This window comes from Polynucleobacter sp. 15G-AUS-farblos (assembly GCF_018882445.1).
In the GTDB taxonomy this organism is placed as follows: domain Bacteria; phylum Pseudomonadota; class Gammaproteobacteria; order Burkholderiales; family Burkholderiaceae; genus Polynucleobacter.
This window is the reverse complement of record NZ_JACVOM010000001.1, coordinates 600396-613117: the sequence shown is the minus strand read 5'-3', so window position 1 is coordinate 613117 and position 12722 is coordinate 600396. Positions and strand designations below refer to the sequence as shown.

The 12722-nt window shown below is 43.7% G+C and carries 9 protein-coding genes; 7 read left to right on the top strand and 2 right to left on the bottom strand.

Annotation, left to right across the window (positions count from 1 at the left end):
* Window position 1: 1 nt before the first annotated feature.
* Window positions 2-1426: a transcriptional regulator PpsR gene (gene ppsR / locus ICN41_RS03085; RefSeq protein ID WP_216291319.1), complete on the bottom strand. Its 1425-nt coding sequence runs from the start codon at window positions 1424-1426 to the stop codon at window positions 2-4.
* Between the two features lie 27 nt (window positions 1427-1453).
* Window positions 1454-2287: a B12-binding domain-containing protein gene (locus tag ICN41_RS03080; RefSeq protein WP_216291318.1), complete on the bottom strand. Its 834-nt coding sequence runs from the start codon at window positions 2285-2287 to the stop codon at window positions 1454-1456.
* A 210-nt stretch (window positions 2288-2497) separates the two neighbouring features.
* On the opposite strand from ICN41_RS03080, the gene bchF reads away from it, so the two are divergent.
* The 7 genes from bchF to ICN41_RS03045 are packed head-to-tail and all read left to right on the top strand — an operon-like array spanning window position 2498 to window position 12709.
* Window positions 2498-2971 carry a 2-vinyl bacteriochlorophyllide hydratase gene (gene bchF / locus ICN41_RS03075; RefSeq protein ID WP_216291317.1) on the top strand — a complete coding sequence of 158 codons (474 nt, stop codon included), beginning with the start codon at window positions 2498-2500 and terminating at the stop codon, window positions 2969-2971.
* A complete protein-coding gene (locus tag ICN41_RS03070; protein WP_216291316.1) occupies window positions 2968-4260 on the top strand; it encodes a ferredoxin:protochlorophyllide reductase (ATP-dependent) subunit N in 1293 nt (430 codons plus the stop codon). The genes bchF and ICN41_RS03070 overlap by 4 nt, the downstream gene beginning before the upstream one ends.
* A 9-nt stretch (window positions 4261-4269) precedes the next feature.
* Complete coding sequence (gene bchB / locus ICN41_RS03065; RefSeq protein WP_216291315.1) at window positions 4270-5895, top strand: ferredoxin:protochlorophyllide reductase (ATP-dependent) subunit B; 1626 nt, start codon at window positions 4270-4272, stop codon at window positions 5893-5895.
* Window positions 5885-9667, top strand: coding sequence for a magnesium chelatase subunit H (locus tag ICN41_RS03060; RefSeq protein WP_255537854.1), 3783 nt, complete (start codon window positions 5885-5887; stop codon window positions 9665-9667). The genes bchB and ICN41_RS03060 overlap by 11 nt, the downstream gene beginning before the upstream one ends.
* The gene (gene bchL / locus ICN41_RS03055) at window positions 9667-10578 is read left to right on the top strand and encodes a ferredoxin:protochlorophyllide reductase (ATP-dependent) iron-sulfur ATP-binding protein (RefSeq protein WP_216291313.1); all 912 of its coding nucleotides are present in this window, start codon (window positions 9667-9669) and stop codon (window positions 10576-10578) included. The genes ICN41_RS03060 and bchL overlap by 1 nt, the downstream gene beginning before the upstream one ends.
* On the top strand, window positions 10578-11282 hold the full coding sequence (gene bchM / locus ICN41_RS03050) for a magnesium protoporphyrin IX methyltransferase (protein ID WP_255537853.1): 705 nt from the start codon (window positions 10578-10580) through the stop codon (window positions 11280-11282). Before bchL ends, bchM begins: the two co-directional genes overlap by 1 nt.
* Entirely contained in the window at window positions 11279-12709 is a 1431-nt protein-coding gene (locus ICN41_RS03045) for a BCD family MFS transporter (RefSeq protein WP_216291312.1), read from the top strand. The genes bchM and ICN41_RS03045 overlap by 4 nt, the downstream gene beginning before the upstream one ends.
* Window positions 12710-12722 lie beyond the last annotated feature (13 nt).

Here is a 12722-nt window from a genome sequence, read left to right as displayed (position 1 = left end):
CTTAGGCGTCTACATCATCATTGGCATTGCTATCAACAATGCCAAAACGTCTCATTTTGATATACAAACCTTGACGTGATAAGCCCAGCAGCTCTGCTGCAGAAGCTCTATTGGTCATGGTGAGATCAAGTGCAGCCAAGATACATAGCTTTTCAATGATGTCAGTGGTCTCAGTAACAATTTGTTTGAGTGGCACCTTGCCAACCAATTGTGTGAGCTCTTTAGCGTTCTTGCCTAGATTGTCAGGTTTGTCTGCTACTTGAGTTGCCGCCTTAGAAACTTGATGAATACCGATCGCTACCAACGAGAGCTTGCTGCTGTTAAATCCTACAGCAGATATTCGCACTTCGATAGGCGAGCTGCCATCATCTGCTGTAATAGTACTTGCGTAGTCTTTAATGGATCCATGTTCACGCACGGTGCCTAAAATAATTTTGAGATCAACGCTGGCCCTACCAAGCCATATCTCGAGAGATTTGCCTAAGATGCCCTCTTTTTGTGTTGATTGGGACATCGAGACAAAGGTATTGTTGGTTGTGAGAATCACTCCATTTGAGCTGCAGACAATAAAGCCATCCTGGAAATCTTCCATGGCTTGAGAGAGCAGTGCAGCTTGCTCATTCACCGTACCAAGATTTGCAGTATGAGACTTTGGCTTAATAGATACCAGGCAGATATTTTGATTTCCTTCACGCAAAATCGTGCTCGAAATCTCCACATTCTCTTTCAGATTTTCGAGCGTTGTCTGAATAGAGGATTGCAGTATTCCGGCCTTAGACTCCATGAGGTAACTCTGAATAGCCTCATGATCTTTTGCAGGAAATAGATTGACAAAAAGCTTGCCCTGAACCTTTTTCAAATCACCCACTAAAAATCCAGCGGACTTATTCACTTCAACGATTTTTAAAGTCTGGCTATCAACAATTAAGTAGGCCTGATCAATGCTATTGAAAAGTTGTAAATACCGATTCTGAATAGCATGGAGATTTGCGTAGTCACGCTCAATCTCTTGTTGAGATTCAACCAATTTTTGTTGCAGCGTAGCGATGCTGCTGAGATCTTTGCCAATAGCAACTAATTTATTTTGGTTTGCAAAAAAGATGGTGCTGTACTGTATTGGGAGTGAAATAGAACCTTCTATTTCTTGATTCACTTGACGCCACTTTTGTTCATCCTGATCTTCGCTTGTCTTGAGGAGTGCATTGACTTTAGGTTGGCTATCAATGGCAACAGTGTCTAACCATTTTTTTCCTACCAAGGCCGCTGTATTGCTGGAGATGGGCTTAGACCCATCAATGCATCTCTCAATCACACCGGATTTGTCAACGATTAATACTAAATCTACTGAGTAGGCGAGCAGCTCTGCTGCTAAATTTATATCTAAAGCATTCAGTTGTGAAGAATCTAAATTATAAATTTTGGGCACTGTTTTTCTTTTACTTTACTTAAGCATCTAAGTATTTTTTTCTAATTGGCTAAGATGTTGCTCAAGTTTCTGAACGGATTCCTCAGGACTAAATGCTTTGATATCTGCCAGAATATGCTCAAATTCATCGGGCGCTTTATTATAAAGCGGCCCCCCAATAAGAACAATAATTCCTGGGTTCTTAGATTTTTCTCTGAGTAAATTGATCAACTTTGGAAGTTGTTCTAGTTGCTCAAGAGTTGAAACAGAAATGGCAATAGCTTGGTGTTCCTTTGACATGATTCCATAGGTGATGGATTCAATGTCAGCTTGTTTAGGGCGATGAACTTTCCAACCACAAAATGTAAGAAAATTGCTAAAAATGAGAGTGCCCAGTGAGTGCTGAGAGCCTGGGCAGCCAGAGATAAAAATCGATTTATCTTGTTGCCGCTCAAGTTGATTTGCTTGAAAGAGATAATCTAATTTGTGAATCACTCGCTCAAGCCTACTTACACCAATAGAGACATCTGCAAAGCTAAGTGTGTCATCCTCCCATTCCTTGCCTAGTTTTCTGGCAATTACTGGAATGAGTTCTAGAACAATGTAATCAATTGGCATTCCATGGGCTTTGAGAACCGTGATTGCAAACTCAAATGCACCTTCTTCAGTGTTTAACAAAAGACCGGTGAGCTGATCGATTTCTTCTTGGTTCAGCGAGTTCGGATGTTGATCTCGCCTTGCTCGAGGCTCTTGTACCCAATTTTGGTTGGAGGAAGTCCTGGATGCTGACACATCCACTTTGCGTTCAATCTCCTCAATTAAGTCCGGTAATTGAGTGCTGACCACGTCTCGGATGAGTTCTTTTTTAGCTAATGAATTCACTAAACAGCCCCTATGGTAGTACCTGCCATACAAATGACAATTAAATGTAAAATAATTATTACACCTATGATCAATTTTAAGCAATAAATTTGTATAAACTAGGGTTTGTACTTACTTTTAACCCCTTATATAAGGGAAAGTACTAGTTTTTGTAGGACTTTTTTGGCGTAAAGTTTTGTTTACACATAGCCGATACAGCAACCTGAAAACATGAAGACTTATAAGCCACTTTATAGCCCTGAACAACGCGCAAGACGCGATGCCACAGTGTGGACTCTGGTTCAGGGAATTTTGGCCCCAATTCAGTTTTTGGTATGCCTTGTAAGCCTCTCTTTAGTGCTGAGATATCTGCTTACTGGAAATGGTTATGAATTAGCAACGATTTCTGTAGTGATTAAAACGGTATTTCTTTATTTAATCATGCTAACAGGCAGCATTTGGGAGAAAGTTGTTTTTGGAAAGTATCTCTTTGCTGAGAGCTTCTTCTGGGAAGATGTTTTTAGTATGTTGGTCATTTTTTTACATACTCTGTATCTCTACTTCCTTATTGCGGGAGAAATAAGCCAACGCGGATTAATGTATCTCGCTTTAGCAGCTTACGCCTCTTACTTTATTAACGCTGGTCAATTTATTTACAAACTGCGTATCGCCCGCTTGCAGATGAGCAAGGGAGTGACTGCATGAATGCTATTGTCGACTTACCAAAAGATGAAATCAGTAGGACGGGAAAAAATATTCCTATTTATAAAGAGCGTGGCCAAAGAGAAGTTTTTTGTGGTCTCACTGGGATTATTTGGCTTCACCGCAAGATTCAAGATGCATTCTTTTTGGTAGTTGGATCCCGTACCTGTGCACACCTGGTTCAATCCGCCGCAGGCGTCATGATCTTTGCAGAGCCACGTTTTGCTACTGCGATTATCGATGATCGAGATCTGGCTGGTATTGCTGATGCGCATGAGGAATTAGATCGTGTAGTGAAGGCGCTACTTACTCGTCGTCCAGATATTAAGATGCTGTTTTTAGTGGGTTCCTGCCCCTCTGAGGTCATCAAACTTGACCTTTCAAGAGCAGCTCAAAGATTAAATAAAGAATTTTTAAATCACTGTCGTATCTTGAGTTACTCAGGTAGCGGCATTGAAACCACCTTTACCCAAGGAGAGGATGCATGCTTAGCCTCTTTGGTAAATGAGATACCTAAGCAGGTCGCTACTCAAGAAAAAAATCTTCTGATTGTTGGCTGCTTACCAGATGTGGTTGAAGATCAATTTCAGCGCCTCTTTACCGAGCTTGGAATTGAGAATGTGACGTTTTTTCCGCCAAAAAATTCGCAGCAAAAAATAGAGATTCACGCCAATACTCAATATCTCTTGGCACAGCCCTTCCTGGCTGAAACAGCCAGGTTAATTGAGGAGCGGGGCGCTAAAAGAATTTCAGCACCATTCCCATTTGGCGTAGAGGGAACCACGGCTTGGTTAAAAGCTGCGGCAAATCAATGGGGCATTTCATCTGATCGCTTTAATGAAGTGACTCAAGCCAGAATAGAGCGCGCTAAAAAGAGTTTGGAGCGCTATGTACCGATGTTGGAAAACAAAAGTATTTCCTTCTTTCCGGATTCTCAATTAGAAATTCCATTGGCGCGTTTTCTTTCTCAAGAATGCGGCATGAAAGTATTGGAAATTGGAACGCCTTATCTCCATAAGCAACATCTTGAAGCAGAGTTGGAGTTGCTTCCGGAGAATTCAAGAATAGTAGAAGGCCAAGATGTTGAGAAGCAATTAGATCGTTGCCGCTCAGACAAGCCAGATATCGTGGTTTGTGGTTTAGGTCTAGCTAATCCGCTAGAAGCAGAAGGCATTACAACTAAGTGGTCTATTGAGTTGGTATTTAGTCCCGTGCACGGCTACGAGCAAGCTGCTGATTTAGCAGAGCTCTTTGCCCGTCCTTTAAATCGAAGTATGAGATTAGCTGCTTAAGGGAAACAGATGCAATTAACTCTATGGACATATGAAGGCCCTCCGCACATTGGAGCAATGCGGATTGCGACCTCGATGACAGACTTGCATTATGTATTGCACTCACCTCAGGGTGATACATACGCAGATCTACTATTTACGATGATTGGACGTTCACGTAAGCGTCCTCCAGTGACTTACACTACATTTCAGGCTAGAGATCTCGGTGGTGATACAGCGCAATTATTTAAAGATTCAGTTAATAGCGCATATCAGCGTTTTCAGCCAAAGGCGATGATTGTTGGCGCTTCCTGTACTGCAGAATTAATTCAAGATGATCCAGGTGGCTTGGCAAAAGCATTAAGTTTGCCTATCCCAGTCATCCCTTTAGAGCTGCCCTCGTATCAGAAAAAAGAAAACTGGGGTGCTTCAGAAACTTTCTATCACATTGTTCGTGGCTTAGTGGCTGTAGATAAATCCATTTCTGCGCAACAGTATCAAGAGAATCGCACTGCTAGTAAGCAAGAAGGCCAGAAACCGACTTGCAATATTTTGGGACCAACAGCCTTAGGGTTCAGAAATCGTGATGATGTGCAAGAGATTCAGGGTTTATTGGAGTCTATGGGCATTGAAGTCAGAGTAGTGGCTCCTTTAAATGCGTCTGTATCTGATCTGGCTAAGATCCCAGCAGCTGATTTCAATGTGTCACTCTATCCTGAGATTAGCCAGTTGACTTCTACTTGGTTGAACAAAACCTTTGGACAGCCATTTACGAAAATTATTCCAATTGGCACTAAAGCTACTAAGGCCTTTATTCGTGAAGTAGCGCAGTTAGCCAATCTTGATCCAGAAGCTATCTTGGCTTCGCAAGAAGAGAGGGCGCGCTGGTATGCCAAATCAGTTGACTCCACTTATTTAACAGATAAGAGAGTCTTTATCTTTGGCGATGCAAGTCACGCAATCGCTGCAGCCAAAGTGGCCGCAGAAGAAATTGGCTTTAAGGTGGTTGGTCTAGGAACCTATAGTCGCGAATTTGCGCGTGAAGTACGTGAGGCTGCTAAGTTTTACGATGTAGAAGCGCTGATTACCGATGACTATCTCGAGGTTGAGCAAAAAGTGGCTGAATTAAGCCCAGACTTAGTTTTGGGAACTCAGATGGAGCGTCATATCGCTAAGAGACTGGGCGTTCCATGTGCAGTCATTTCTGCACCAGTACACGTTCAAGACTTCCCTGCGCGCTATTCCCCTCAGATGGGTTTTGAAGGTGCTAATGTTTTATTTGATACTTGGATTCATCCTCTGATGATGGGTTTAGAAGAACATCTCATCATGATGTTCCGCGATGACTTTGAATTTAGCGCCAAAGCTGCACCATCGCATTTAGGTCATGGAAGCCCGGTTGAAAATAAACGCACTGCTGACCTAGTCAGTGATGCAGCTGATGATCAAAAGTCAACCCAAGTGAATGCGGAAGTATTTAATGGCGGTGATCCAGCCAATCTGTGGGACGCAGCTGCTGAAAAAGAATTGGGAAAGATTCCATTCTTTGTTAGAGGTAAAGCACGACGTAATACAGAAAAATTTGCAGTAGAGCACGGTATCAGCCAAATAACGATCGAAACTCTCTATGACGCAAAGGCTCACTATGGCAGATAAGCGTACTTCCATGAGAGTGACGATTGTGACGATGGATACGCATTTAGCCAGTGCGACTGAGAGAGCTCGCTATGCGCTAAAAAAGAAAATGCCTGGCTTGGAATTAACGATTCATGCTGCATCAAGCTGGACGGTAGATAGCAATGCCCTAGCAAGCTGTATTCAGGATATTGAGACAGCCGATATCTTGATTGTGACTATGCTCTTCATGGAAGATCACTTTAAGCCAGTGATCGAAGCGCTCAAGGCAAGACGTGAGAACTGTGATGCGATGGTGTGTGCCATGTCCGCAGGAGAAATCGTCACCCTGACCCGTATGGGTGGCTTTGATATGGGCAAGCCTGCTAGTGGCTTGATCGGCTTACTCAAAAGACTCAGGGGTAATAAAGAAAAATCTCAGACTGGTGGCGCTGCTCAGATGAGGATGTTGCGCCGCTTGCCTAAAATCCTCCGCTTTATTCCAGGCGGTGCTCAGGATGTTAGAGCCTATTTTTTAACTCTGCAATATTGGTTAGGAGGCTCTGAAGAGAACCTCTACCATATGGTCAAAAATTTAGTAAATCGCTATGCCTCTGGCGAGCGTGAAGTGTTTAAGACCAAAGAGAAATTGGTTGAGCCTGTCATTTATCCAGACAATGGCATCTATCATCCGCGCTTACAGGGCCGCATGAGTGAATCTTTAGCTGATTTACCCAAGTTGGTTAGCGATAAGAAATCAAAAGGCAGGGTAGGTCTGTTGCTACTCAGATCTTATATTTTGGCTGGTAATACGCTGCACTATGATTCAGCGATTGCCGCTTTGGAAGCGCAGGGCTTACAAGTACTTCCAATTTTTGCGGTAGGTCTTGATGCTAGGCCAGCTATTGAGCAATTCTTTTTCCAAGATGGAAAAAATATCGTCGATGCTGTGGTGTCCTTAACCGGATTTTCTTTAGTGGGTGGACCTGCTTATAACGATGCTAAAGCAGCAGAAGAGGTATTGGCCTCCTTGGATGTTCCTTATCTTGCGGCACAGCCCTTGGAGTTTCAAACCCTCAATGATTGGGGTGGTTCTGAGCGCGGCTTATTGCCAGTAGAGAACACTCTAATGATTGCAATCCCTGAGCTGGATGGCGCAATCGTTCCAATGGTATTTGGTGGTCGTGCCGGCGAAGCGGATGTTCAATGCACGGGTTGCCATAAGGCTTGCGTGTTTGAGGCGAGCATTAATCGTCATGATATGCATACCTGTGTAGAGCGCACAGCCATGTTGGCAGCTCGCGTAAGTAAGTTAATTGCGCTTCGCAAAGCGGAACGTGCCAATCGTAAAGTGGCATTGGTAATGTTTAACTTCCCACCAAATGCTGGAAGAGTGGGAACAGCTGCGCACTTAAGTGTTTTTGAATCTGTTTTTAATACTCTGAAGGGATTGAAGACAGAAGGGTATACCGTTGACGTACCCAATTCTTTAGATGAATTTAGGGATCAGATTCTGATTGGAAATGCCAAGCAATTTAGTACTGATGCCAATGTGCATGCGCAAATTAGTGCAGACGATCATATTAAGCGTGAGCCTTGGTTAAAAGAGATTGAGGCCCAATGGGGTCCAGCACCAGGAAAATTTCTGAGTAATGGATCATCCATTTATGTATTAGGTAAGCAATTTGGAAATGTGTTTGTAGCGTTACAGCCTGGATTTGGATACGAAGGCGATCCAATGCGCTTGCTGTACGAAAAAGGATTTGCACCTACTCATGCTTTCTCAGCGTTTTATCGTTACCTGCGTGAAGATTTTGCCGCTTCGGCAGTCTTGCATTTTGGTACGCATGGTGCCCTTGAATTTATGCCAGGCAAACAATCTGGTATGTCTGGTTCATGCTGGCCAGATCGTTTGATTCATGATTTACCGAACTTATATATTTATGCCTCAAACAATCCTTCAGAGGGAGCGATTGCTAAGAGGCGCGCGGGTGCAACACTCATTAGCTATCTGACGCCTCCTGTTTCTCAGGCAGGCTTATACCAAGGTCTCTTGGAGTTAAAAGAAGCTGTGGAGCATTGGCGCAAGGCAGCGCCTAAAGAAGATGCTCAAGCTTGGGATGTCAATACTCAGGAATTGATCGATTCATTGCAAGCACAAGCAGTTGCACTGGAGTTTGTCTCTGCAGAGCCAGTATGGAAGACTTTAGATGTAGATGCAGTCAACAAAGCAGTAATGCATTTGAGTGAGCAAATTCTAGAATTAGAGTACACGCTGATTCCTTATGGATTGCATGTATTAGGTAGTCAGATGAGTGATGAGCAAAGTCTAGATATGCTGATGAGTTATGCCTCTGTGCAAGAAGGACAGATTCAAGATTTTTCCAGAGAGTCTATGAATGCGTTGATACATTGTGAAAATCTTGAGCAGTTTGCTAAAGATCAAAAGCTGAATCTGATACCTGGTCTGAAGGAAGAGCTGAATCAGGTGCTCAATATGTACCGTGATTTGCAGTCCGACAGCGAAATGCAGGGTATTTTCAAGGCCTTAGAGGGTCGCTATATCCGTCCAGCTCCAGGTGGTGATGTACTCAGAAATCCTCAGGTGCTTCCAACCGGTAGAAATGTACATGGCTTTGATCCATTCCGCATTCCTAGTAAGTTCGCTATGAAAGATGGACAGTATCAAGCAAATAAACTGTTGGAAAGATATCAGGCTGATGGAAATCCATTACCAGAATCAGTAGCAATGGTTCTTTGGGGTACAGACAACCTCAAAACTGAAGGTGGCCCGATTGCGCAAATCTTTGCCTTGATGGGCGCGTTGCCACGCTTTGATAGTTTTGGAAGATTAGCGGGCGCTCAATTGATATCGCTAGAAGAGTTGGGCCGTCCCCGCATTGACGTGATGGTCTCTATTTCAGGAATCTTTAGAGATCTCATGCCTTTGCAAATTAAGATTTTGGCCGAAGCTGCATACCTAGCAGCAGCAGCAGATGAACCACTTGAGCAAAATTTCATTCGCAAGCATGCGCTAGCATATCAAGCTAGTAATAACTGCGATTTAGAGACTGCTGCATTACGTGTATTTGGTAATGCCGAAAGCGCTTATGGTGCCAATGTCAATATGATGATTGATAACGGTCTATGGCGTGATGAAAACGAGTTGGCTGAAACATATACCCGTCGTAAAAGTTTTGCTTATGGAAGATCTGGGACACCAGTACTCCATAGCGATTTACTCAATAGCATTCTTGCAGATGTTGAGTTGACCTATCAAAATCTTGACTCCATCGAGTTGGGTGTAACCACAATTGATACTTACTTTGATACCTTAGGTGGCGTGAGCCGTGCTGTACGTAGGGCTAAAGGCGGTAAAGCCGCACCGGTTTACATTGGTGATCAAACCAAGGGTGACGCAGTAGTGAGAACCTTAAATGAGCAAGTCTCCTTAGAAACACGCTCACGCATGCTCAATCCTAAATGGTATGAGGGCATGCTCAAGCATGGTTATGAAGGTGTTCGTCAACTCGAGAGCCACCTCACAAATACAGTAGGTTGGTCTGCTACCACTGGTCAAGTTGAGCCATGGGTATATCAGCACCTTACACAAACATTCATATTGGATCCCGAAATGCGGGAACGATTAATGAGTCTTAATCCAGCGTCATCAGCGAAAGTGGCTAGTCGCTTATTAGAGGCGTCAGAAAGAAATTATTGGAAGCCAGAGCCATCGGTATTGGAAACATTGCGTCGCGTTGCCAGTGACTTTGAAGATCGACTTGAAGGTGTTTATGAGGGAGTACCTATTTAATGGAAACGGTTAACGTACCAATTGCTTCAATCAGTTCTCGGACTAAGCCGTTAGATGGTGAGGGAAGCTTGCAAGTTCACCTTGATCCAAACGAGAAAATTGGCAATGCCAAAGTATTTGCTATATATGGCAAAGGTGGAATCGGAAAGAGTACAACCTCCTCCAATCTCTCCGCAGCATTTTCTCTTTTAGGTAAGCGGGTAATTCAGATTGGTTGCGACCCTAAGCATGACTCTACATTCACGCTGACTAAAAAGTTGGTCCCCACTGTAATCGACATTCTCGAGTCAGTAGATTTCCACTCCGAAGAGTTGCGTGTAGAGGATTTTGTGTATGAGGGCTTTAACGGAGTTATGTGCGTTGAAGCGGGCGGTCCTCCAGCGGGAACCGGCTGTGGTGGCTATGTTGTAGGTCAAACTGTCAAACTCCTAAAAGAACATCATTTGTTAGAAGACACAGACATTGTTATTTTTGATGTCTTGGGTGACGTTGTGTGTGGTGGTTTTGCGGCTCCCTTGCAGCATGCTGACCGCGCGCTAATCGTCGCCGCTAATGATTTCGACTCTATCTTTGCGATGAATCGTATCGTTCAAGCGATTAGCGCTAAAGCAAAAAACTACAACGTCCGCTTAGGTGGTGTGATTGCTAATCGTAGTCAAGATACCGATCAGATTGACAAATTCAATGATCGAGTTGGCCTTAAGAAAATGGCGCATTTCCCAGACTTAGATGCTATTCGTAAAAGCCGCTTAAAAAAATGCACGATCTTTGAGATGGAATCAACACCTGAGATTGAGGCAGTGAAAGAGGAATACCTCCGCTTAGCCGCAAGCCTTCTTTTGGATGACGATCCGTTGATTATGGAATCACTAAAAGACCGTGAAATCTTTGACTTACTAGGATTTGATTAATGATGGATGCTATTTCTTATCTAGATAGACGCGGTAAGTTACAGGACTATTTTGATCGTACCGCAAATGATGCCTGGGCAAAACTGACATCAGATGCGCCTGTTAGCGGTATTCGTGCCACTGTCAGAGCTGGGCGCGATCAAATGCGCAACAACATCATTAGTCGCTTGCCAGAGGATCTCTCAGGAAAAAGAGTCTTAGATGCTGGCTGTGGAACAGGTGCTCTAGCACTTGAGTTGGCTAATCGGGGTGCTTTTGTAACTGCGGTTGACTTGTCGCCTAATTTAATTGAGCTAGCTAAAAGCAGAATTCCTGAATCTGATCGTCAAAATATTGAGTTCTATGCAGGAGATATGCTAGACGAGGCTTATGGCGATTTTGATTATGTGATCGGTATGGACTCAATGATTCATTACTGTGCAAAAGACATGCTGGTTGTTTTGGAGAAGTTAGCCCCGCGCGTCAAGGAGAAAATTCTCTTTACTTTTGCACCAAGCACCTTACCGCTGGAGCTCATGATTCGGGTTGGTCGTTTATTCCCTAGAAGAGATCGGGCGCCATTTATTGAACCCATTAGTCAAGTGAAGTTGCAAAAGTCGATTCATGAATCCCCATGGTTTGTCGATTGGGAAGTGCCATTTACTCAATTGGTATCAAGTGGCTTTTATAAATCCCAGCTTTTGGAGTTGCAAAAAAGATCATGATAGGTATTTTTAAGATCGCTAAGGCATGGACGAGGATAAACCCTCGCTTTTTGCCTTTTGCTGATGTGGCCACCCCTGATCTACCATTGGGGCGCCTCTTAAGACTATCTTTGTTTCAGGTATCCGTTGGTATGGCTACCTCCTTATTGGTTGGTACTCTCAATCGCGTCATGATTGTTGAGATGGGCATGGATGCATGGCTTGTCGCCTTAATGGTTGCTTTGCCCTTAGTCTTTGCTCCCTTTAGAGCATTGATTGGTCATAAGTCTGATACGCACCGATCTATCTTAGGCTGGAGAAGAGTTCCTTACATTTGGATTGGGACATGGTTGCAATTTGGCGGTCTTGCCATCATGCCTTTTGCCCTTATTTTGCTCTCTGGCGATACTCACTGGCCTGCATGGTTTAGTTATCTTGCCAGTGCCCTAGCATTTTTGCTCATCGGTGCGGGTATGCAAACAACCCAAACGGCTGGCTTGGCTTTGGCAACGGATTTGGCTGATGAAAAAAATCGGCCACGTGTTGTCGCGATGATGTATGTCATGTTGCTGGTAGGCATGGTGTTTAGCGGCATCCTCTTCAGTGTATTTTTGAAGCCATTTAGTCCTATGCAATTAATTAGGGTCATTCAGGGTGTGGCCATCATCACCTTGTTTCTCAATTTATTTGCCTTATGGAAGCAAGAGGCTCGCCAGCCCAGAATGACTTCCCCTGCGATTCCTCAGCCTAAATTCACTCAGAGCTGGCATGAATTCATCAAAAAACCAAACGTACGTCGGTTTTTAATCATGCTCGGTCTTGGAACAACAGCATTTAGCATGCAAGACATTATTTTGGAGCCTTACGGTGGCGAGATATTGCATCTCAATGTATCGGCGACTAGTTTTTTAACTGCCTTAATTGCATTGGGATCCTTAATGGCCTTTTCGCTCTCGGCAAGATGGTTAAGCCGTGGTCACAATGCCTACAGAATTGCTGCACTGGGTTTATTACTAGGGTTAATTGCATTTACGATGGTCATCTTCTCCGAGCCATTGGAATCTCCCAATTTATTCAGATTAGGCGCGCTCTTGATTGGCTTTAGCGGCGGCTTATTTGCGGTCAGTACTTTGACTATCGCAATGAGTATGGAGCAAGAAAATATGAGCGGCATGGTAATCGGAGCATGGGGTGCAGTTACTGCAACGTGTGCGGGGATTGGCATGTCTTTAGGCGGCGTCATCAGGGATCTTATTGCTGAGTTGGCAATGAGTGGAATGATCGGTTCAGCACTGATGAGCCCAGCTACAGGTTATAGCTTTGTTTATCACATTGAAATTTATTTGTTGTTTATTACTTTAGTTGCATTGGGTCCTTTGGTGGCTAAGAGGACATCATTAAATGTTTCAAAAATGGGTAAGTTTGGTCTAGCTGATTTTCCAGGCTAGTTTTTAAGGAAGG

Excerpts from the sequence above, each read along its gene's own strand:
- ICN41_RS03060 (WP_255537854.1), top strand. The coding sequence starts at position 5,885 with ATGGCAGATAAGCGTACTTCCATGAGAGTGACGATTGTGACGATGGAT.
- bchB (WP_216291315.1), top strand. The coding sequence starts at position 4,270 with ATGCAATTAACTCTATGGACATATGAAGGCCCTCCGCACATTGGAGCA.
- ICN41_RS03045 (WP_216291312.1), top strand. The coding sequence starts at position 11,279 with ATGATAGGTATTTTTAAGATCGCTAAGGCATGGACGAGGATAAACCCT.
- bchM (WP_255537853.1), top strand. The coding sequence starts at position 10,578 with ATGATGGATGCTATTTCTTATCTAGATAGACGCGGTAAGTTACAGGAC.
- ICN41_RS03070 (WP_216291316.1), top strand. The coding sequence starts at position 2,968 with ATGAATGCTATTGTCGACTTACCAAAAGATGAAATCAGTAGGACGGGA.
- bchF (WP_216291317.1), top strand. The coding sequence starts at position 2,498 with ATGAAGACTTATAAGCCACTTTATAGCCCTGAACAACGCGCAAGACGC.
- bchL (WP_216291313.1), top strand. The coding sequence starts at position 9,667 with ATGGAAACGGTTAACGTACCAATTGCTTCAATCAGTTCTCGGACTAAG.